Annotated in this window: 14 protein-coding genes; 8 read left to right on the forward strand and 6 right to left on the reverse strand. The window is 53.4% G+C overall.

Annotated features, from left to right (window positions below; translation table 11 throughout):
* Window positions 1-44: 44 nt before the first annotated feature.
* Genes EG028_RS17015 through EG028_RS17025 form a run of 3 tightly spaced genes read left to right on the forward strand, consistent with a single transcriptional unit; the run spans window position 45 to window position 3,868 of the window.
* Window positions 45-1,286, forward strand: a complete 1,242-nt coding sequence (locus EG028_RS17015; RefSeq protein WP_123864697.1) for a hypothetical protein — start codon at window positions 45-47, stop codon at window positions 1,284-1,286.
* 21 nt (window positions 1,287-1,307) lie between these two features.
* Entirely contained in the window at window positions 1,308-2,237 is a 930-nt protein-coding gene (locus EG028_RS17020) for a hypothetical protein (RefSeq protein ID WP_123864698.1), read from the forward strand.
* A 59-nt stretch (window positions 2,238-2,296) separates the two neighbouring features.
* Entirely contained in the window at window positions 2,297-3,868 is a 1,572-nt protein-coding gene (locus EG028_RS17025) for a T9SS type A sorting domain-containing protein (RefSeq protein WP_120517841.1), read from the forward strand.
* Between the two features lie 50 nt (window positions 3,869-3,918).
* Here the strand turns inward: EG028_RS17025 and EG028_RS17030 are convergent, their stop codons facing one another.
* The 5 genes from EG028_RS17030 to EG028_RS17050 form a co-directional block, all read right to left on the reverse strand.
* Window positions 3,919-5,058, reverse strand: coding sequence for a glycoside hydrolase family 76 protein (locus EG028_RS17030; RefSeq protein WP_120517840.1), 1,140 nt, complete (start codon window positions 5,056-5,058; stop codon window positions 3,919-3,921).
* A 9-nt stretch (window positions 5,059-5,067) separates the two neighbouring features.
* Window positions 5,068-6,204, reverse strand: a complete 1,137-nt coding sequence (locus tag EG028_RS17035) for a SusE domain-containing protein (RefSeq protein WP_120517839.1) — start codon at window positions 6,202-6,204, stop codon at window positions 5,068-5,070.
* Window positions 6,205-6,228: 24 nt separating this feature from the next.
* Window positions 6,229-7,833, reverse strand: coding sequence for a RagB/SusD family nutrient uptake outer membrane protein (locus EG028_RS17040; RefSeq protein WP_120517838.1), 1,605 nt, complete (start codon window positions 7,831-7,833; stop codon window positions 6,229-6,231).
* A gap of 66 nt (window positions 7,834-7,899) precedes the next feature.
* On the reverse strand, window positions 7,900-11,391 hold the full coding sequence (locus tag EG028_RS17045) for a SusC/RagA family TonB-linked outer membrane protein (RefSeq protein WP_120517837.1): 3,492 nt from the start codon (window positions 11,389-11,391) through the stop codon (window positions 7,900-7,902).
* A 43-nt stretch (window positions 11,392-11,434) separates the two neighbouring features.
* Window positions 11,435-12,487 (reverse strand): FecR family protein, encoded by a 1,053-nt coding sequence (locus EG028_RS17050; protein ID WP_123864699.1) that lies wholly within the window; start codon window positions 12,485-12,487, stop codon window positions 11,435-11,437.
* Between the two features lie 231 nt (window positions 12,488-12,718).
* Between EG028_RS17050 and EG028_RS17055 the strand changes: the two genes are divergently transcribed.
* From EG028_RS17055 to EG028_RS17070, 4 genes are all read left to right on the forward strand, one after another.
* Window positions 12,719-13,339, forward strand: a complete 621-nt coding sequence (locus tag EG028_RS17055) for an RNA polymerase sigma factor (RefSeq protein WP_120517835.1) — start codon at window positions 12,719-12,721, stop codon at window positions 13,337-13,339.
* Between the two features lie 123 nt (window positions 13,340-13,462).
* Window positions 13,463-14,461: a FecR family protein gene (locus EG028_RS17060; protein WP_162946562.1), complete on the forward strand. Its 999-nt coding sequence runs from the start codon at window positions 13,463-13,465 to the stop codon at window positions 14,459-14,461.
* 81 nt (window positions 14,462-14,542) lie between these two features.
* Window positions 14,543-17,698, forward strand: a complete 3,156-nt coding sequence (locus EG028_RS17065) for a TonB-dependent receptor (RefSeq protein WP_120517833.1) — start codon at window positions 14,543-14,545, stop codon at window positions 17,696-17,698.
* A gap of 18 nt (window positions 17,699-17,716) precedes the next feature.
* Window positions 17,717-18,814 (forward strand): hypothetical protein, encoded by a 1,098-nt coding sequence (locus tag EG028_RS17070; protein WP_120517832.1) that lies wholly within the window; start codon window positions 17,717-17,719, stop codon window positions 18,812-18,814.
* Between the two features lie 65 nt (window positions 18,815-18,879).
* On the opposite strand, the gene EG028_RS17075 is transcribed toward EG028_RS17070, so the two are convergent.
* Window positions 18,880-19,467 carry an RNA polymerase sigma-70 factor gene (locus tag EG028_RS17075; protein WP_120517831.1) on the reverse strand — a complete coding sequence of 196 codons (588 nt, stop codon included), beginning with the start codon at window positions 19,465-19,467 and terminating at the stop codon, window positions 18,880-18,882.
* 229 nt (window positions 19,468-19,696) lie between these two features.
* Here EG028_RS17075 and EG028_RS17080 point away from each other — a divergent pair, with 229 nt between their 5' ends.
* Window positions 19,697-20,140, forward strand: coding sequence for a GNAT family N-acetyltransferase (locus tag EG028_RS17080; protein WP_120517830.1), 444 nt, complete (start codon window positions 19,697-19,699; stop codon window positions 20,138-20,140).
* Window positions 20,141-20,143: the final 3 nt, after the last annotated feature.

The following is a 20,143-nucleotide window of genomic DNA, read 5'->3' on the forward strand; positions in this document are numbered from 1 at the left end:
ACCGTCTCAGCAAGCAATTCTTATTAAAAACCAAACACACCTGCATGAAACACATCATTCTTGCGGCAGGGTTGCTATTTATTAGCTGCATCGCATCCGCACAGTTGAAGGTCGGTTCTAACCCCAGCCAGATCAACAGATCCTCCATCCTGGAACTGGAAAGCACCCGCCAGGGTCTTTTATTGCCACGGATACCCGGCGGCAATCTGACCCTTGCACCGCTGAACACCGCACCGGATGGTATGATCATTTACGTATCCGATTCCGCCAGCCTGTTCATCCGTAAAAATTCGCTCTGGCAACGGATGTCCGCGGACAGCGTGGGCAACAGCGCTAACTGGAACATTCTCGGTAATACCGGTCTTGATTCCGCCGTGAATTTCCTTGGTACCACGAACCAGCAGCCGGTGATCTTCAGGACCAATAATGCGGAACGCCTGAGACTGACCGGCGGCGGAAACATCACCGTTGGCACCAACGTGATCCCACAGGGCACGAACCAGGTACAGGTGATGGTGATAGACCCGGCCACCGGTATGCTGCTGCAAAGGACCATTTCCGAAGCGGCGTTCAGCAATGCGATCGTATCGCTGAACGGGCAGCGGGACTCCGTGCAGACCTTCCGGACGGACAGTATTGTTTCCACCGACCTCACCATCACTTCGGCCGCCGGCGTACATACTTTCAACGTACCCACGCAGAACGGCAGCGGTGCGGTTTCCCGCGGTTTCCTGTCGTATGCGGACTGGCTGCGGTTCGATTCCTCCGCGCGTTCCCGGATACTGGCCACCGCATTTTCCAACACCACTTCCGCCACCGGCCTGAGCCTCAACCTGGACTCCATCCGGCTGCATGCGGCGGACGCTACCAACCCGGGCGGCGTATCCACCATTGCACAGACTTTCGGCGGCGCGAAAAACTTCAGGGATACACTCAGCGTGGGACTGGCACAGGGCACAGCGGCCAACTCCACTTTCCAGCTGAACGGCTCCATGTCCGCCAATATCACCAAAACAAATACGAACTATCCCGTTACCGAAACGGACAACACCGTACTGGCGGATGCCACGGGCGGGGCGCTCACCATCACCCTTCCACCGGTTACGAATATCAGCGGGAGGATCTACACGATCAAAAAAGTAGGCACCGGCGGTATCGACAATGCGGTGACCATCACCCCCACAGGCGGCACCATAGACGGCGGCACCAATTACATCATCTACAACGACTGGACGTTTGTAACCTTACAGACAGACGGAGCGAACTGGTTTGTGATCAAAAAATAACGCCTCATCAAACAAACGTCTATGAACATACGGCCTAGCGGTTGGATGGTATTGCTGTTGTTTGTCTGCGTGTGGCAACCTGCCGCCCTCCGGGCGCAACTAAAGCTGGGCGGCAATCCGGCCAGCATCAGCAAATCTTCCCTACTCGAACTTGAAAGCAGCAGGCAGGGCCTTTTATTGCCCCGCGTGCCGGATACGCTCGTGACTACACTGGCAGCAGCGCCGGACGGCACTATCCTTTATTACATGCCGCTGAGCAGCATACTGGTACGCAAAGGCGGTGCCTGGCGGCAGATGACGGACGCTTCCACTCCTGTGCCTACCACAGGCTGGCTGCTGAACGGCAATACACTGGCCTCCACCAGCACGCTGGGCCCGGTGAATAATTTTGCGCTCCCCTTTATCACAAACAACCAGGAACGTATGCGCATCGCCGCAACCGGCGAGGTGGGCATTGGTACAACGGCGCCCAGCACACAACTGCATGTGAGAACAGGCACAGCCAATGAAGGGGGATTACGGTTGGAAAATCTTACGTCCGCCTCTCCGGCAACGGTCGGCGCAGGCGCATTAGGCGTGGATGGAATGGGAAAGGTGGTGAGAGCCCCATCATCACCTGTGATCTATAGTGGCTCAGGGACAACCGCTGTTCTTGATGCGGTAACAAAGGTCTGGGTAGCAGAGGTACAGAACGCCGCAAATGCAACTACCGGTCTTCAAACCATAACGATCCCCACTAATGTCATATTCACCAACATCCTGAATATCCAGGTTACCGCCAAGGGAGGAAGCAGCATTACCACTACACCGGTCGTATCAGTTGTGAGCAACACGAATACAGCAATCACTATCAGAGTACTGGAAAGTAACTCCACCTTGCTGATAGCAGAAGGACTGGGTGCTCATTCAGACGTCAACACCCGGATTTACATTAAGGTGGAAGGGAACTAAACAGGGCAAACATATTGCAACATAAAACCCACATATCACTTTTCATATCACTGCTGCTGATGCTCCTCAGTCATGCAGCCAGCGGGCAGTCCGGCGTATTCATCCCGCCGGGCGCGGATATCATGGCGCACAGAGCGGATACCATTTCCATATTCGGCAACCTCGACAACCGGGGCCGGTTTGGTTCATCCGTTGGCGCGGTGGTGATGTTTTACGGGCAGATGTGGAGCAACAGCGAAGGGTCGCGCCTGCCAGACGAGCGATTCTATAACCCGTCCCTGCCGGCCAATGCCGGTGTCTTCCGTTTTATGCCGCCACAGGATTCCGGCGTTTCCATGCAGTACATATTCGGAGGCTACAGCGCTTCAGGCAACAGCGGCTCCAGTTTCCCAAACCTCAGCATCAACAACCCTTCCGGCGTACAACTCGCGGACCTGAGCGATCTCAGCATCCGGCACAACCTCCATTTCGAAAACGGGCACATCATTCTAAACGGCTGGAATATCTCCGTGGGCGAGGCTTCTCCCGGCACCATCACCGGTTATTCGGACAAACGTTTTATCGTCACCGGCAGCACGCCTTATGGCGGTTTCCTGTACCGCCGGCAAGTGAACGCTGCGACCGGCCAGGTTATATTCCCGGTGGGCACCGGCGCGGGCAGCTACACACCGATGGCGTTGCGTTACAGCGGCGCGGTGGCGGGCAACTTTGCCGCGAGAGTGTTCGACAACGTATACGCCAACGCGCAGACCGGGCCGTTGCTAAATGACAACCGCGTGCTGAAAACCTGGCACATAACGCATGCCCGCCCCCAGTCCGGCACGCAAACGATCGTATGGCTCCAGCACAATCCCCCGGAAGAAGATGCCGGTTATGCGGCGAATGCGGACAGCAGCTTTGTGACACGATACGATGCCGTCACAGGCTGGGATACCGTAAGGCCCGCAGGCTTTACACGTTCAGGCACCTTTACCACAGGCCAGCCCGTGGCGCAGGCTGCCATACATACACGGAGTTTTTCCGCGGTGAACAACCTGTTCCTTTCCCTGCTCACCAAAACCAGACCGCCCATACCCAGGTTCTCCATATCGCTGATATTCGATGCCTTCAGGAGAGACATCCGCTGGGTGCAAACCACCTGGCTTACCCTGCATGAATTGAATGTGCTCCATTATGAGCTGGAGCGCAGGCGCGAGAACGAAGTTGATTTCCGCACCATCGCCATCGTACCCCCGCAAACGCCCACCGGCACCAGCCAGGTGAACCGGAGTTACCAGTACCTGGACGATAACTATTATGACAACTGGAGTTATTACCGGCTGAAGACCGTCAGTCGCAACGGGGACAGTGCTTACTCCCCTATCCGCGCCGTGCCGAACTATTATGAGATCACCGTATCCCCCAATCCAAACAGGGGACAGTTCAACGTAAGCCTCTTCGGCGTACGCAACCTTATCAGGATGGAAATGTTCGACATGAGCGGCAGGCTGATGGGTAAAACGCAGATCAGCGTTACCAACACGCAGGTATCCGTACCCAATCTCGCGTCCGGCATGTACATACTGGTGTTCTACGATACGGACAACAATAACATGATCATCGACCGGCAGAAAATAGAGATCATCAAATAACAAAATAAGCCGCCCGGAAACCCGGGCGGCTTATTCTCCATGATATGATTCTACTCGATCAATCCTAAAGCTTTTAATCTCGCCGCCGCTTCTATCAGCATGGCGCCGCTCAGCTGTGTGCTCAGGTCCGTCGTGGTCACTACGCTCGTCCATTTAGGCCCGAAAATGATCGCGGGGCGGGACGTACCCTGCGTCCACAATGTTTCTGCATTCAGCTTCAGGAAGTTTACAAACTTTGTTTTGTCTGTGGCGCTGATGTTGCCGTCTGTGATCAGCAGCATAAGGTTCCGCACCAGTATGCCTTTGAACAGGCCGCCATCTCCCCCGCCTTCATCCTTCATGATATTGCCTTGCGTGAGATCCCCGGTCAGTGAATTATTGGCCGTCCTGAGCGCGTCATTCAGGTACACGGCCTCGCCGGTGATCTTGTACAACTCCACGCCTGAGCCGATGTATACGCCCTGGTTGTAGGTAAACTTCCAGTCTTTGTTCGTACCGTTTCCATCCAGCCCGTCCCATACCAGGCCGGTGGCGGGGTCTACAAGATTGGTCTTTTGCCATTGATAGATCTTTTTGGCCCAGTCCAGGTCTGCCGCCTGTTGGTTCAGCTGGTAGAGCCTCGCGGCGATGATGCAGGCCGGCGCATTGGCGGGCGTGTTTTTGTTCTGCCGGTTTTTGTTCCAGTAGATGCCCCCGCCCCAGGTTTCGTCCCAGCCGGTTTTGATATCCGTCCACAGGAGTTCAGCGGTGGTTTTATATTTCGCGTCGCTGGTCACTTCGTAAGCGCGGATGCAGGCCAGGGCCAGCCATTCCATATCATCGTAATAATGATTGATATAACTGTTGCCGTTTTTTACGCGGATGCCTTCCAGCAGGTCGTCCATACGGGTTTTCACCTGCGGGTCGTTCGTACGGATGAATGCGTCCACCAATACGTCCAGTGCATGTGCGTTTCGCCAGTAGTGGAAGTCGGGTTTGCCGGCGCTGTTTTCGTTATAATATTTGCCGCCCTGGTTGTAGAAGTTACCCATCAGGGATACATACGCGGAATCAGCATTTTTCGCCCAGTTCTGGGAGACGGGCTTTTTCCCTGCGCCCGGGCCCGGCCCGTCGTCCACCGGCTCTTTCAGGCAGGCTCCCAGGGAAGTGATCAAAGCGGCGCAGATGAATAGTTTGAACGGTATGTTCATAAAGCGTCTTTATTTTATGATGATTTCGTGCGTGTAGTTTTTGTCCGTGTAAAAGAACAGGTTTACATCGCAGTTTTTAGTATCCACTTCCGTTTTGAACTTATAACAATAGTTCCAGCGGTCGTTGTTCGTAATGGCCTTCAGCTCGTAAAAAGAAGGCGGCGTGGTGCTGGTGGGACGGTTATTGTCCTGGTTCGAGCTGCCTATCCATTCATCGCTTTCCGTGCCGGCGGCGTTTTTCACGCGCATCCGGAATTTATAACGCTCGTCCCGGCCCCATGACTCCTGCCTGAACGTAATGTTTTTATCCGTGGCGCCCCACTTACCCGCGCCTGCATAGGCGGTTTCGAAAAGGAACTTGTCATCAGGGGCGAACCAGAGGCCGATGCTCAGTATCTCGGTAGCGGTGGCGGTAGCATTATTGAAGTCCAGGCGGATGCGGATTGCTTTGGTGCCTCCCGCGTGCGTGCTTTTCCCTTTTTCTTTCAGCAGTTCCCCGTCCATATAAAAGTTATTCGGCGTACCGGTCTTGCGGTCGATGAATTCGAAGGTGCCGTCTTTCAGCGAGGTGTATATTTCAAACACACCCGCGGTCAGCATCTTCATTTGTAATGCATTCGCGGTGGCGTCCCCCGCTTCGGTAGCGGTGCCGGTCAGGAATACGTCCACGGGTATTTCCGCAAAACCAGCGGGCCTTTCCAGTTCAATGGTCCTGGTTTCCGTGGAAGGCTGGATATTAAACCCTTTACTGGAGGACACATTCCATTTCAGCTTGCCAAGGCCCAGCGCGGGAATGCCTGCTTTGGCGGCCAGCGTGTTCAGGTCCTTGTGGCTGAGGGTGAGTTTGTTCTGGATACCGCCGCCGTCCGAGGCGATGCGTGCCAGCGGTGCGCTGAAGTCGCCGGATTCTTTGTCGAACACTACTTCGTAGAGCACGAGCGAACCGTCTTCCGCGCGGGCCTGGTCCCACTCGAAGCTTACCGCAGCACTGGTGGCGGGCTGCAGCTTGGTGAATTTGTTATTGACCGGGGCGGTGAGCCGCTCCACCGGCTTCAGGTTCGTGTTGAGGGTATAGTCGTCCTTTTTGCAGGCCGTCATGAAGAGGGCGAGCAGGGAAAATGTTATTGCGGTGAAATATCTTTTCATAACATGAGTTTATTGTTGTGATTCTTACCATCCGGTATTCTGGCCGAGGTTTTTGTTCTGGTCGCTTTCAAAAGTAGGTACGGGCCAGAGGTAATGTTTCGGGCTGGTGAACGTCCTGTTTTCCACGATGATATATCCGTTGGGATCGCGGTTAAAAGCGCCGCCGCTTACTTTGATGCCTCTCACCGGTCTGTTCAGCACGGCTTCCGCAATCTTCCAGCGGCGGATGTCAAAGCTGCGGAGACCTTCAAAAGCCAGTTCCGCCCTTCTTTCCCTGCGCACTACATCACGGAGCAGTTCTTTGGTGCCCCCGGGGAATTCCGTGGCGGTTGCTTCCGTAAAGCCGGCGCGTACGCGCAGCAGGCGGACGGTCCTGTTCCAGGCAGCCGCATCCAGCGTGCCCAGTTCGTTCAGCGCTTCGGCGTACATCAGCAGCACGTCCGCGTAGCGGAGCACCGGCAGGTTGAGGGTGGAATTATAATTGGAGGCGGTCACGTCGTAGAACTTCCGGAAATAATAACCGGTGGGTGAAGCACCCTGGTCGTCCACGCTGTTGGTGGCCGGCACGGAGCCGGGCTGTGTCAGGATAGTCTGCACTTTGTTCTCAAAATCGGTAATAGTGGCGCCGTGATAAATGATCGCCGCGGCGAAGCGGGGATCGCGGTTCACATACGGATTGTTTTCGTTATACCCGGAGCCGGCTTCCCTGATGCCTTTGCCGTTCAGCATGATATAATCGTCCACCAGGTCCTGCGTGGGCACCAGTGTGCTACGGAGCAGCGCTACGGTTTGCGGCAGGAAGCTGCGTTGTGTGCCATACGTTCTGCCGCCGCCATACTGCAGGTCGAGGATGGTTTCGCTGTTGAACTCATAGGCGGGAAGGAACAGGTTGCTATAACTGCCCAGCAATGCGTAAGTACCGTTTTGCGTGGTATTTAACAACAGCTCGCATTCTTTCCTCGCTTCATCCCATTCGCTGTTGAACATCCTTACCCGGGCGCTTAGCGCAATCGCTGCACCGCGGGTGATGCGGCCACGGTATTTTTCCGCATACGCGGTATTGACGGGCAGATCGTTCCTGATCGCGGCCAGCTCGCTCAGCACAAAACTGATGATCTCCGCCTTGGAGGTGCGCCCGATCGTTTTGGATTCCTCGATGGAGATCAGGTTCGTGTAAAATGGCGCATCGCCAAACCAGTCCGCCATATTAAAGTAGGAATATGCCCGGATGAACCTTGCTTCGGCAATGATGCGCGCTTTCAACGCCCCGTCCATGGAAGGCACCCGGTCTATATTCAGGATCACGTTGTTGCATTTGCGGATGGCGCTGTAGCGGTAGCTCCATTCCCCGCGTACCCTGCCGATGGAAGGATCGTAGCTGCCCGCGGCTATGAGCGATACACCGTTGAAACCCGTGCCGGATACAAAGGCGTTGTCACTGAGGGCTTCATCTCCGAAGAAATGGCCGTCATCCGACATATTTTCGTAGCAGCTGGTGAGCGCGTCCAGCGCATCCTGCGCGTCGCGCCAGTAGGCTTCGTCTGTGAACTCGCGCGTGTTTGGCTGGTCCAGTTTACGGCAGCTGAACAATGAGGCGGTACACACCAGTATGAACAATATTTTTTTCATCCGTTGATATTTTTTTAGGTCTGATGAAACCTTGCATGATGCCCGGTTTCATCATTAACCTGTTTATCAGAATTTGATATCCAACCCGAATGCGAACGTTGCGGCATTGGGATAGTTACGGCCTGCGATGGCGTTGTAATTGCTGAAACCCAGCTTGTCATCGTACTGTGTGAACTCAGGGTCCACTCCCAGTTCCCGGAACCTTCTCGGCGTAAACGTGAGCAGGTTCTGGCTGGTGAAGTACAGGCGTGCGCTTTGGATCTTCACAATGCCGGTGACGGATTTTGGCAGACTGTAGCCCAGCTGGAGGTTCTTCAGGCGCAGGTATTTGGAATCAAACATCCAGTAGTCCGAATAAGCGAAATTGTTGGCGTTCGCCGTACCGATGGTAAGCCGCGGGTACGAGGCGCCGGGGTTCATGGGCGTCCAGCGGTCTATGTGCTGTACATATGCATGATCTTCGTTGTTGTGAAAGGCTTCCACGATGTCCCCTCTCAGGAACTGCGAGCGCCTGCCCACTCCCTGCCAGAACATGGTGAAATCCCAGTTCTTCCACACAGCGTTGTAGGTGAACCCGAAAGTGTAACGCGGGAAAGGATTCCCGAACACGTAACGGTCGTCCGCATCTATCACACCATCCTCGTTCCGGTCTATGTAACGGACGTCGCCGGGCTGTACCTGCTGGTTGTAAGCAAACGGTACTTTAGGCGCGTTTTTGATATCATCCAGGTTCTGGTAAAGACCATCCGAGCGGTAACCGAAGTAAGAAGCGATAGGGAAACCTTCGCGGATGATGTATGCGTAGTCCGCGCCACGGATGGATTCCTGCCCGAAGCGGATCACCCGGTTCAGGTTATCGGATAAATTGGCGCCTACGGTGTGGCTCACCGGACCGGTGCGGCCGCGGTAGTTCACGGTCAGTTCCCAGCCTTTATTTTCCACTTCACCCACGTTTTGCAGGCTGGAGCCGATGCCGGCAGTGCCGGGCACTTCCTGGGTAAGGTAGATGCCGGTGGTGCGTTTGTTGAAGAAGTCGAAACTGGCGCTGAGTTTGTTGTTGAAGAAATCAACATCCACGCCGTAGTTGCTCATGGTGGAAATTTCCCACTCCAGCAATTCGTTGTAGGGTGTAAAGTCCGCGCCGGGATTGGCGGTGTTGTTGAACGGGTATTTGTTCGGGTTGAGGTTCACGCGCGCCTGGTAGTTGAAGCCCCCGATATTGGAGTTGCCCACCTGGCCCCAGCTGTACCTGAACTTCACATTGCCGAAACGGTCGCGGAAGTTCTCCAGGAACATTTCGTCCGTTGCGCGCCAGCCCAGTGAGAAGGCGGGGAAGAACTGCCAGCGGTGGCCGGGCGCCAGTTTGCTGGACCCGTCGTAACGCCAGGTGAACTCCGCCAGGTATTTGTCTTTGAACACATAGTTCAGGCGGCCAAAAAGGGAGTTGAGCGCGAAAAGATTGGGATTGACAATACTGTTGTAAGTGCCGATGGTGGCGTAGTCCAGCGTGCCGTCCGGTTTGGGGATGTATCCTCCGCCGATCGTCCAGTCATCGTCCAGGTTCGTACCGGCGTAGCGGGTGGCGCTGAAACCGTAATATTCGTTCACCGCATCACTGCGCACGCCTACCTGGGCTTTTACATAATGTTTGCCGAAGGTATTTTCGTATTCAGCCGTGGCGTATACGTTCGTGGCCAGGTCTTTGTACTCGGCCTGCGCCTGTACGTTGTTCACCGGCGGGTTCGCCGTAGTATAATAAGGTGCGTAGCTGTATTTATTGACGCGTGTTTTATAGTTTTTGATGGAATAAGTGCCTGAAGCGTTCAGGTTTACCGTAAAGTGATTCGCGGGAGTGATGGTGATGTTCAGCCCGCCCAGCAGGTTGTCCCACTCTTCGCGGTTATACCCTCCCAGCGCCAGCTGCGCGATCACGTTGTTACTGTTCAGCGAAGGCACTACATAGTTGCCCAGTGAATCTTTCACCGGGTAAATGCGCGGGGTGCGGATGGCATCGCGGATGAGGAGCCCGATGTCCGCCACCTGTTTGTTGTAGAAGGATTTGGTGTAGGCGAGGTTCATATCCACCTTCACATATTTGCTCACATCCACGGAAATATTTGCGCGGGCATTGTAACGTTTATAGTTGAAGTCAATGTCCGAGGGAATGTATTTGTTCTGCAACATATTCCCCTGGTTCACATAACCCAGCGAAAGCAGGTAGCTGCTGCTTTTGCCGCCGCCGGTGAGGCTGAGGCTGTGGTTTTGCTGCGGCGTGTATTTGCGCAGCATTTCCCTTACATAAGCCGGTTCCGAACCCCTGTTTTCCCAGTAGGAGATATGCTCGGGCGTGTATTGCGGCGTTTTGCCGGAGTTCACCAGCGCTTCGTTTTTCAGCGTCATGAATTCCCAGCCTTCCACCTGGCGCGGCAATGCGGTGGGCATCTGCCAGCCGTACATGCCGTTGTACTGAACGGAAGGTTTATCATCCTTTTTCCCTTTTTTGGTGGTGATGTAGATCACGCCGTTCGCGGCCTGTGAGCCGTAGATGGCGGAAGACGCGGCGTCTTTCAGCACGGAAATGCTTTCCACATCATAGGGGTTCAGGTTGCGCAGACCTTCGTTGCCCGCCTGTACTCCGTCAATAATGATGAGGGGGGCATTCCCGGTAAGACTGCCCACACCACGGATATTCAGCACCATGGCGGCGCCCGGTTCAGCGGTATTTTGCTGGAGCGTAAGGTTCGGCGCGGTGCCCTGCAATGCCTGGAACATGTTGGATACCGGCCTGCTTTCAATGTCTTTGGTAGAGATAGTGCTGATAGCGGCGGTCACCTGTTTTTTGCGCTGGGAACCGTATGCGGTGATCACCACTTCGCTCAGTTCTTTGGAATCGGTGGTGAGCAGGATGGTAATGCTGGTGCGGCGGCTGATGGGCACGGCGGCAGGAAGAAAACCAACTGAAGTGCAGAGTAATGTACCGTCTGTTGCCGAATCGGGGATCTTTAATGTGAAATTACCTTGTTCGTTGGTAACAGTGCCGATAGTAGGAGCACCTTGCAGGCGAACATTTACACCAGGGATACCTTCACCGTTATCACTCACCACCCGACCGGATATGGTCACGTCGTCCTGCTGTGAATTTACGGTGCTGGCGGCGTTTCCCTGTTTCAGGATGATCTTGTTGCTGATCAGCTCGTAGCGGATGGCCAGCGGGGAGCATATCATCTCCAGCACTTCTTCGAGCCTTTTGTCCTTTACATTGAGGGTGATCTTCCTGGCGGCGGGTATCTCGTCGTTCGAGAATACAAATACATACGCCGTCTGCTGTTCGATCTTTTCGAGCACATCGGTGAGCCGGGTGTCTTTTACCTGGAGGCTGATGCGCTTGTCCAGCGGTTTCTGGGTTTCCTTTGCCTGTTGCGTTCCTGTTGTGCCGGTGTTGGCCGCGTAAATATGCTGCGCTTGAAGGCCGGGCAGGCCCATCACGGTAAGGCATATGCATAACATCAGGAACAACGAACGGAAAGGCCCCACGTTAGGTTGTGGTCTTTCTTTCATAACGGTAGCGAAATTGATTTATTAACTATTTTGATTGACGTGGTTACTCACCGATCAGCAGGGTGCTGTCCGTGACTTTGTATCTGAACTGCCTGGATTTCGCCAGGTAATATAAAATGTCCTGCAAATTATTGTTCTGGAATGATCCGGTCATCCGGAAATACCGTGGCCCCTCCGATTCAAAAATGACTTTTTTCCCAAAGGTCCGTTCCAGCTCGCGGCAGATATCCTCCAGCGATGCATCGCGGAATACAAGGCGGCCTTCGGTCCATGCTTTATCGTCCTGGCCTGAAGTGTTTTCTTTTACAATATCATCCGCGGTATGGCGATAGGTTACTTTCTGATCGGGTGTGATATAAAAGGTGTCCGGCGGCTGGTTGCTATTCTCGTATTTCGGTATAAAGGCTACTTTCCCGGTGGTGACGGAGGTTTGCACCGGCTCATTGTCATACGCACGCACGTTGAAAGAAGTGCCTAACACCTGTACCGTGCCTTTGGCGAGGTGAACGATAAAAGGGCGCTCCTGGTCCTTCGCTACTTCAAAAAATGCTTCGCCGCTGAGGTATACTTCGCGGCTCGTGCGCGAAAACACTTCCGGGTAAGAAAGCCTGCTTTCCGCATTCAGCCATATTTTACTGCCGTCCGCCAGTTCTATCACCGCGCGGGTAGCCTTGCCGTTCTGCCGGTTGAGCCATTGCGCCGTGTCCTGCACAGCCTGTGCGGTGGGTGCGGATGTAGCGGGAAGATCGTGCCGGGTGTAAAGGAACACCGCGATCAATGCCGCTACGGCGGCAGCGGCTGCGGTATACAAGGGCCATCTGCGGCGGCCGGGTGATTCCTGCCACATTTCGGAATTATATGCGGATGAAAGGCCGTCCCCTGTACGTATCCGGTCCAGCGTTTTTTCCAGCGCCTGCTCCGTGTCCGCAGAAGACTGCCCTTCAGGCGCGGAGAAATACTGCTGGAGAAACTGGTAGCGTTCTTTCAGGTCTTCCTGTTGCAACAGCTCTTCCAGTTCTGTCAATTCAGCCGGCGTAGCTTGCCCTGCCAGTTTCCTGGCCACCAGTTCTATGAATTGTTCTTCGTTGATCATCATTGTGCTGTTGTAGTATAAGGACAGGCGGAATGCAGGAATTACGTACAGGAAATAAAAAAATATTCCCCCTCCCCGTAATGCGCTGAATATCACACCATCCAGGCCGGTCCCAATATTGTTTTCCCCGCCACCCCTTACCCATCCCTTAACCTTTTGATAATATGCCCCGGGTATCTTTATCCCGCAAGCCACCTTATTTTTCGGCAACGCAGGTAAAAGAACGGACGGCACATGGCAGCAGGCACTCAAAACGATACAGTATTATGGCAGCAGGTGAAACAGGGCGACCGTTCCGCTTTCGACCTTGTGTACCACCGGTATGCGCCGCCTCTTTTTGCAATGGCGTACAAGCATATCCGTAGCAGGGCCGATGCGGAGGATATTATCCAGGAAGTGTTCCTGGATATCTGGGAAAAGAGGATGGACATCACTATTCAACAATCCCTCTTCAATTACCTGTACAGCGCGGTACGCTACCGTACGTTGCGGTATATTAAAGTAAACAACGCCCGCCCGGAAAGCCTGGACCTGTTCACAGAACTGCTCAATGATCAAACCGGGGCCGCTACCCACCCTGAAGTATATACGGCCGGGAAGATCCGCAGCATCGATACCTCCGTGGCCGGTGAAATAGCCGGGCTCCCGGAGCAGATGAAAAAAGTATACCTGCTGAACACGGAGGAAGGCATGAGCATCCAGGAGATAGCGGAGCGCCTGCTGATCTCCCCGCATACCGTCAGAAACCATCTTTCTAAAGTGCGCAAACGCCTGCGCCATGTTGTATCCAGGCTCACCTCCCTTTTTTTTTCCCTCCTGCTTTCACTGGCCCCCGCCTGTTTCCTGCTTTTCTAAGGCCACTCCCCCGCCAATATTACCAAATCATTAACTCCGTTTTCCGGAGTAGTCAGCTTTTGCATTTCTTTCTCTATCCTCATGAGGGGTGCCCCCGGCATCGCTGCGAACAAAGAAAGTATTATGCATACAGAACAACGTTTCAGGGAACTGTTAGACCGGTATATCGCCGGTAACTGCACGCCGCAGGAAAGGGCCATCATCGAAGAATGGTTTGAAAAAGGCGGCGATGTAAGTAAAGCGGACCTCCACCTTAGCCCGGACGATACATCCCGGCTGCTGGCGAACATTCACCACCTGCAGGACGAACCATCCGTGCACCGCATGGCCGAACCCCGGAAACTGCCCCTCCTGCGGGCCTTACCGCGCTGGCGTTCGGTGGCCGTATGGGCCGGTATATTGCTTGCCGTTGGCCTGGGTATCCGCCATGCCGGAAAGATCAGGGATGTATTCAGCGGCAGTGAAAGCCCGGTTGTGTTCCTGGCGCTCGTTACGGGCAAAGGAGAAATTAAACAGGTGACCTTGCCGGACGGCTCGGTGGTATTGCTCAATGCCAACTCGAAACTGGATTATCACCCGGATTTTGCCGGTCACCGCCAGCTGCGTCTTTCAGGCGAAGCATTGTTCACCGTCACCCGCGACGAAGCCCATCCCTTCACTGTACTCACCGGCGACAGCCTGACCACCACCGTATTGGGAACAGCCTTCAATATCAACAGCTATGACAAGGGGGAAGACATCCGCATCAGCGTGGTATCCGGCAAAGTGGCCGTCTCGAAACCGGGCGGCGCGCTGGGTACGCTCACCAGAGCACAGGCCATCCGTTATCATAAAGCCGGCAAAAATTTCGCCGTCTCGCACAACGTAGCCACCGAAAATATTACCAGCTGGTCCAGGGGAGAATGGGAATATGAAAATCTCCGGTTCAGCGACCTGGCCCTTTTGCTTGAAAACCAGTATGGAATCACCCTCACCTCACGGCTGGGGCAAAAGGAATTGCAAACGAATGTCAGCATCAACTTTTCCAGGAAACAACCGGCCAACGAGATCATGGAAGTGTTTTGCGGCTTTGCGGGCTGCCGCTTCCGGGTGCTGAGCGCAACCGCGATAGAGATTTATTAACCGCCATAAAAGCAAAAGCCCTGCTCAGAACAGGGCCAATGCCATTTTTCAATTGTAAAAACAAAAGTAAAAAACGAAGTTATGCTACTAAAATGGTTGAAACAACTACCGGGAAGATTATTTGCCCTCCCGGTGCTCACCATGCTGCTGCTCCTGCCGCCTGCAATTACCCGGGCGCAGGAAGCCCGGTATTCGGTAAAATTTGAACAGGGAAGCCTGGAAAAGGCGCTGAGCCTGCTTCGGAAGATTACCGGCACCAGTATCGCCTACAACCTGGAAGAGATCAACGGCGCCGTCGTTCAGCCATCGGAATACAGCAAAAGGACGGTGGAACAGATCTTAACCGGGCTGCTCGCGGATATTCCCTTTGATGCCGAGAAAAGAGGTACGGCCTGGCTCGTAAAGAAAAACCCCGGTAAACAGACGCAACCGGCGCCCGTTCCCAAAAAGAGCCCCGGCATCATCACCGGGAAGATCATGGATGAAGAAGATGCCCAGCCCCTCCCTGGCGTTACCATCCGCATCGGCGGCAAAGGCGTTACCACGGACGAGAACGGCATTTTTACCCTCAGCCTGCCCAAAGGGCAATATGAAGCGGAAATTTCTTCCGTTGGTTATGGCAATAAAAAGATCACAGAAATTACGATAAAGGATGATGAAATTTTTACGCTCGACATTCCGCTGAAAAGATCAAAAGGCCAGCTGGGTACGGTGACCGTATCTTCCCGGCGCATCAAAGAAACCGGCTCCATTGCCGCCATCATCACCGAGATCCGGGAGGCGGACGCCGTGGTGAGCGGCATCTCCAGGGAGCAGATCAGCCGCAGCCAGGACAGGGACGCCGCCGAGGTAGTGCGCCGGATTCCCGCGGTAAGTGTGCTGAACAACCGTTTTATTGTCGTGCGCGGCCTTCCGCAGCGATATAACACGGTGATGCTGAATGGCACAACCGCGCCAAGTTTCGAGGCGGACAGCCGTGCCTTTTCTTTTGATATTATGCCCAGCGGTATGATAGACCGGATCATGGTATACAAAACCGCAATGCCAGAACTGCCCGGTGATTTCGCGGGCGGCCTGGTAAAAGTGTATACCACGGGTATGCCGGTAAAAAACTTCTTCAACGTGTCTTTTCAAACCTCGTACAGGCAAGGCACTACTTTAAAAGAATTCTACGAACAGCCCCAGGGCGGCAAATCCTGGCTGGGATATGACGATGGGACCTACAATCTGCCAACCGCATTTAAAAACGCGAGAGATGCGAACGGGCGCATAGACCTGCTGCCGGTTGAGCAACGCCGTAGCCTCACCAAACTGGTGAATAACAACTGGGAAGCCGGACAAAAAAATGCGCCGATGGATACCCGCCTGAATATTGACTTTGCCCGCCGCTTCTCCCTGGGCAACGATGTGCAGCTCGGTGTTGTGTCCGCGTTCAGCCACTCGAACACCTACCGCTACCAGGTCATCCTGCGAAACACCGGTAAGTATATCGGCGGTACGGACGATGTGATAGGCGATGAAACATTCACCCGGGAGTATACTTTCTCAGACCAGGCTTATGAGCACGCCGTCCGGCTGAACGGCCTGGTGAATCTTTCACTGGCCATAGGCGCCAATCACACGATTGAATTTAAAAACCTGTATACCCACCTGGGCAGTTCGGCGCACGTCAACCGGTCCGGCATCGCCGGCCCGGAGGCCTCAGATTCTGATGAAGGGTACATGGCCCAGAAAGTATTTACGAATACCTACAGGGGCACTTACCTGGGACAATTAAGCGGGAATCATAAGTTTTTTAATAAAAAAACAGAGATCAGCTGGCTGCTGGCGTACAACCAGACAAAATACACCGATCCCGATCAGCGCAGCAGGGAATTTTCCGCTGATACGGCCATTTATTACGGCGATTATTCCATGAGAGAACGTGAGCTGAACCATGACATCGTGTCCATTGCAAACCGTGGCCGCCAGTACATTACCCTTCCCGATACCGCCAAAACCTTCGGGCTGGACATTACTCAGCATTTCGAATTCCTCGGCATTACCCCGCAGCTGAAAGCCGGCATTTTTGTGGAAGACAAAGGCCGTACGTTCGAGTTTATACAACTCGGGTATCTTAAAGACGAGCCCCGGTACGGTCCCGGATACGTGGTGGGCGAGAACTTTGGCCGCCAAAACAGTTATACAGCTTCTAACCGTTTACAGGCGGGATATCTTTCCGCGGAGATTCCCATCAGGTCATGGAAAATCAGCGGCGGCGTCAGGATAGAAAAAAACACGCAGGAGCTTCACACTTTTGCCTGGGAAACCACCGGCGATCTCGCCAAGGAAAAAATCGATCTGCACAAGGAGCACACCAGCGTGCTGCCATCCGTCAATATCACTTACAACCTGAACAGTACCAGCCTTGTGCGGGCCGCTTATTCGAAAACGCTGAACCGCCCCGAATTCAGGGAAATAGCCAGCTTCTTTTATAAAGATTATTACACCGGCAGAATGGCCTACGGCAACCCCAACCTGAAAACACAAACGGATATCAGCAACCTGGACCTGCGCGTGGAGCACTATCCCGGTCCCGGAGAAATGATCAGCCTCGGCGTTTTTTACAAAGAATTTAAAAACCCGGTAGAGTTCTATTATTATGTTGGCACCAGCAGCCGTAATAATTTCCAATGGGGCAATGCCGAATCCGCGAAAAATTATGGCGCGGAACTGGACATCGTTTTGAGCCTGGACCGTTTCTTTTCGGACAGGAACTGGGCATCCAAACAACTGCAAAAACTCTCTGTTCTCTTTAATGCCGCCTATGTGCACAGCAGGGTGAACCTTGGATCAAGAGCGGGCATACAGGACAAAGAAAGGCCCATGTACGGGCAATCGCCTTACCTCGTCAACGGCTCCATCAATTATACCGATGAAGATAAAGGGCTCAAACTGACCGCTTCCTACAACGTGATCGGCAAAAGGCTTTTCGGGATCGGCAACACAGACTACCCCAGCATTTATGAAATGCCCCAGCACCTGCTCGACCTGACCTTTTCAAAGAACCTTTCAAAATCATGGGAACTGAAAGGAGGCATCCAGAACCTGCTGAATGCCCGCAGCATGCAATTACAAGACGTTAACAGGGATGGCAAATACAAGGCGTCCGAAGGCGCGTTCGATGCCGTTGACAACCTGTACCAGTCATCGTATGAAGGCACCTACTTCACGCTGGGGGTGGGTATCAAGTTATAATGCAATAAAACCAGACAAATGAAAACGAATAAAGTAATAAAACTGGCAGGCATCTTAATGATACTTGCTTTGATCATAGGCGGTTGCGCCAAACAGGAACCTGTTTTTGATTTCATAGAAAAGCCCGTTCCCGGTCCTCCTCCCCCGCCGCCGCTGTCAAATGACCTGAAGAACGTAACGTTTAATTATAACGGGACTGAACTGAAAACCAGTATGATCGCCCAACGGACATTTGATCCTTATGGTGCGCCCTCCGCATTCCACCGTTATCGTACCGGCTTTGAGCTGGTTGTGCGCCTGGATGACAACAACAACCGGGATAGTTATCAGAAGCTGCAGGTTCAATTTCCCCTGAATGAAAAGGGAGAGCCCGTTCCCGGAAAATACACGATTACCAATAACGCCGTAATGGAAGGCGGGGATGTGAACATTAAATACACCAAAGGAAATACCAGCGATGTCTTCCCCGATGCCAATTTCAGTACGGGCAAAGACAATTTTATTTTTGATATGGCCCTAAGACTGGAAGTGTTTGATACGGCCACCCACGTGGTAGCGGGTTATATAGACGATCTGAGCATCAGGAACAAAATCAATCCTGCCAAAAGAACAACTTTTAAAGGCCTTGGGTTTACGCTGACCTATAACCATATGGAGATCTACCTCAATGATACTTTGTCTTTTGAAGGAACTACCGATGCCAATAGTACCTGGTACTTCGGGAACGCTGTTGCTATGTTGAACGGGGCTTCATCGGCCTCTCCATTCATTATGTCCGCCATGGCGTTTAACATCACGGAATTTACCGGAGTGGGAAGTTACGCTTACAAAACCAATACCGATGACCTTTCTTATGGCCCGAACGCCAATATTACCATAAACGAAGGTTCAGGCATCGGGGAATTGGATGGATATATATCGCCGGCTATATTTCCCGTGGATGATCATACGATCACAGTGGAAACTTATATAGAAAACGTGCTGATAAAAGGAACATTGTCCGCGGCCAAAGCGCAGCTGTGGGGCAATAATACGGGCGGCTATTATCCCAGTGACATTATTGTAACCAGGCCGCCTTTCAAATTGACAGGGTCCTTTTTCCAACGCCAATTGTAACCCTATCCCTATATCTATTACCTGTTGCCGGTGTGTCGTAATAAACGCACCGGCAATTTCTTTTTTTAAGGGGTATTTTTCTTTTTTCCCGGTTTCACGGAAAGGAACGGCGCAATCGCTTCATTGAGCCTGCGGATAGCCCGGAAAAGCTGCGTCTCCACCGTCCTGGGGCTGATGTTGAGGATCACGGCCACATCCTTGTAGCGGAAACCTTCATCGCGGATCAGCCGGAATACTTTGCGGCACTGGTCCGGCAGGCGGTTCACCTCCTGGTCCAGCTTCAGGTGCATTTCTTTCCATTCCATTTCCTTTTCAGGGTCCGCGGGGGAGCTGAGCTGTGCCTGGCCATTGTCCAGCGGGGTAATACGCAGGGCGGAAAATTGTTCGAGATAGTTGAGGGAGTGGTTTTTTACGGCCACGAAAAGATATACTTCCAGGTTTGCGATATGCTCCAGTTCTTTGCGGCGGTTCCAGAGTTTCACAAACACGTCCGACACGATCTCTTCGGCCGCTTCGCGGGAGTTGACGTATTGGATACAGAACCGGAGCAGGCGGTCATACAGCAGCCGGAACAGGGCGGAGAATGCCTGTTCATTTTCGCAACGTGCAATTTGGAGCTGTAGCTCCCTGATTTTGGCGTGGATGGCTGTCATGTCGCTTAAACCCTCTTGGCCGGCTGCCCCTTTTTAACGGGCTATACACCGGCTTGTTCTGATAGGACAGGTATTTTAGGAAAATTACGTACAAATCGCCGGATTTTTTTTGAACCGCCGGCAGATTCGCTGTTTCCCCGCCATATTTGCCCTGTTTAATCCCCGATAACCCATTTACGACACAAAGCCCTTCTGCCTCACTGACCTATAGTCTTCCTATATTTGTAACATGATCCAACAGGTTACCACCCAGGACTTTCCCGAGTTAACAGACGTTTGGGAGGCCTCTGTACGCGCCACCCATCATTTCCTCACCGAAGCGGACATTCAGTATTTCAGGCCGCTGATCCTGGAGCAGTACCTGTATGCGGTGGACCTTGCCTGCGTGAAGGACGAAGCCGGCAAAATCACGGGCTTCATTGGTGTGGCGGATGGAAAGATAGAAATGCTGTTCATTCACCCCGCCGCAAGAGGCCAGGGCATCGGGAAAGCCCTGCTGCAATACGCCATCATAGAAAAGGGCGCCACCAGTGTGGATGTGAACGAACAGAATGAACAGGCCGTAGGATTTTACCTGCATTCCGGATTCAGGGTGACCGGGCGCTGCGAAACGGACAGCCTGGGGAAACCCTTCCCGTTATTATTTATGGAACTGGGATTCAAAATCCTGTAATTT

The sequence above is a fragment of the Chitinophaga barathri genome, from assembly GCF_003807585.1.
In the GTDB taxonomy this organism is placed as follows: Bacteria; Bacteroidota; Bacteroidia; order Chitinophagales; family Chitinophagaceae; genus Chitinophaga; species Chitinophaga barathri.

Excerpts from the sequence above, each read along its gene's own strand:
- EG028_RS17040 (WP_120517838.1), bottom strand. The coding sequence starts at position 7,833 with ATGAAAAAAATATTGTTCATACTGGTGTGTACCGCCTCATTGTTCAGC.
- EG028_RS17020 (WP_123864698.1), top strand. The coding sequence starts at position 1,308 with ATGAACATACGGCCTAGCGGTTGGATGGTATTGCTGTTGTTTGTCTGC.
- EG028_RS17055 (WP_120517835.1), top strand. The coding sequence starts at position 12,719 with ATGGCAGCAGGCACTCAAAACGATACAGTATTATGGCAGCAGGTGAAA.
- EG028_RS17030 (WP_120517840.1), bottom strand. The coding sequence starts at position 5,058 with ATGAACATACCGTTCAAACTATTCATCTGCGCCGCTTTGATCACTTCC.
- EG028_RS17070 (WP_120517832.1), top strand. The coding sequence starts at position 17,717 with ATGAAAACGAATAAAGTAATAAAACTGGCAGGCATCTTAATGATACTT.
- EG028_RS17025 (WP_120517841.1), top strand. The coding sequence starts at position 2,297 with ATGCTCCTCAGTCATGCAGCCAGCGGGCAGTCCGGCGTATTCATCCCG.
- EG028_RS17045 (WP_120517837.1), bottom strand. The coding sequence starts at position 11,391 with ATGAAAGAAAGACCACAACCTAACGTGGGGCCTTTCCGTTCGTTGTTC.
- EG028_RS17065 (WP_120517833.1), top strand. The coding sequence starts at position 14,543 with ATGCTACTAAAATGGTTGAAACAACTACCGGGAAGATTATTTGCCCTC.
- EG028_RS17035 (WP_120517839.1), bottom strand. The coding sequence starts at position 6,204 with ATGAAAAGATATTTCACCGCAATAACATTTTCCCTGCTCGCCCTCTTC.
- EG028_RS17015 (WP_123864697.1), top strand. The coding sequence starts at position 45 with ATGAAACACATCATTCTTGCGGCAGGGTTGCTATTTATTAGCTGCATC.
- EG028_RS17050 (WP_123864699.1), bottom strand. The coding sequence starts at position 12,487 with ATGATGATCAACGAAGAACAATTCATAGAACTGGTGGCCAGGAAACTG.
- EG028_RS17080 (WP_120517830.1), top strand. The coding sequence starts at position 19,697 with ATGATCCAACAGGTTACCACCCAGGACTTTCCCGAGTTAACAGACGTT.
- EG028_RS17060 (WP_162946562.1), top strand. The coding sequence starts at position 13,463 with ATGCATACAGAACAACGTTTCAGGGAACTGTTAGACCGGTATATCGCC.
- EG028_RS17075 (WP_120517831.1), bottom strand. The coding sequence starts at position 19,467 with ATGACAGCCATCCACGCCAAAATCAGGGAGCTACAGCTCCAAATTGCA.